The sequence below is a fragment of the Litorimonas sp. genome, from assembly GCA_029936425.1.
Classification (GTDB): Bacteria; Pseudomonadota; Alphaproteobacteria; order Caulobacterales; family Maricaulaceae; genus Litorimonas.
The window spans coordinates 1-1,046 of record JAPYSU010000035.1 but is presented as its reverse complement, the minus strand read 5'-3'; the positions used below and the strand labels follow the sequence as shown (position 1 = coordinate 1,046).

Annotated in this window: 3 protein-coding genes; all 3 read right to left on the bottom strand. The window is 45.9% G+C overall.

Annotated elements, in window-relative coordinates; all coding sequences use genetic code 11:
* Positions 1 to 294, bottom strand: a 294-nt coding sequence (locus ACN0IC_RS14640) for a hypothetical protein (RefSeq protein ID WP_416879525.1), incomplete at its 3' end; no start/stop codon positions are given.
* A gap of 75 nt (positions 295 to 369) precedes the next feature.
* Positions 370 to 654 carry a hypothetical protein gene (locus tag ACN0IC_RS14635; RefSeq protein ID WP_039926555.1) on the bottom strand — a complete coding sequence of 95 codons (285 nt, stop codon included), beginning with the start codon at positions 652 to 654 and terminating at the stop codon, positions 370 to 372.
* Positions 655 to 748: 94 nt separating this feature from the next.
* Positions 749 to 1,046 (bottom strand): hypothetical protein (locus ACN0IC_RS14630; RefSeq protein WP_416879524.1); only part of this gene is annotated, 298 nt, incomplete at its 5' end.

The window sequence follows — 1,046 nt, the reverse complement described above, 5'->3', positions numbered from 1 at the left end:
ATAAATTCGTGCAGACCCGCCTTCGAACACTTCCTCTATACCTCCAGCATAACTTTCATCCGTTACTGCATAGGCTATGTAGTTATCGAATACAATTTCATAGCGGGCACTGCTTTCGGTTACCTCTATGGAATTGCTCTCGTTCAACATCTCACGTAGCGCATCATTGGGCTCTTCTTCTGGTGACATGTCCGAATAAGTATTAGATACTCCAGCCTCAGCTATTACGATCCTTAAGCAATCCTTATGGGTTTCTTGTATCTCAACCATATCGAGATACTTGTGCTGGTTCATGACACTAAACATAGATGAGACATCTCACTCCTGCCATAACGGGGCAGTTTGCAGAACACATGGCCGTCGCCTCTACTAATGACCCAAATACGGCAATACAACAAACGGAAGAAAAACACCAAACACCATGGCCAATCCCGTTTTCTTTATGATCCCCTTCGGCCAATCGACAATCAAAAAAACAACCCACAGCCAGGCAACTGAAGCAGATAAAAGTCCTTCTGCTTTATAAATTCCAGAGACATACATACCGTAGAAGACAATCAAAGGCGTCAATTTCAGCATACGTAGAAGCTGACGCCCTTCTTCGGCACTCTCTTTTTTGATGGACTCCAGGTGCGTTTGTCTTCGCTTTTCCAAGCAGACTCTCCGGTTTTTAACTCTCGAACGCCCGGCACAGCGGGTAAATTGGAGCGACGGAGGAGCAGAAATTTGGTCCGACTGCCGCCGCTTGTTATAAATTACACTGCCAAGCCTCATTCTCGATAAGATATATGAGGATCTGCATGTTGTACCACTCGGCATATTCAGTTGCTATTGCCTGTAGCCGCGCATGCTCGTAACTAGGAATAGCGTCAGAAGTTCCTTCAATTGGAACTACAATCTTATTTCGTCCTTCGGAACCCAAAATGCAATCGTTAGGGGCCCCCGGTACATATAACGAGTATCCGTAAACTCCTTTGAACCGAAAATCTTCACGCTCAATCGCGTTCTGCGAATCTGCCACAGGATCCGCCTCATCAACCCACTCT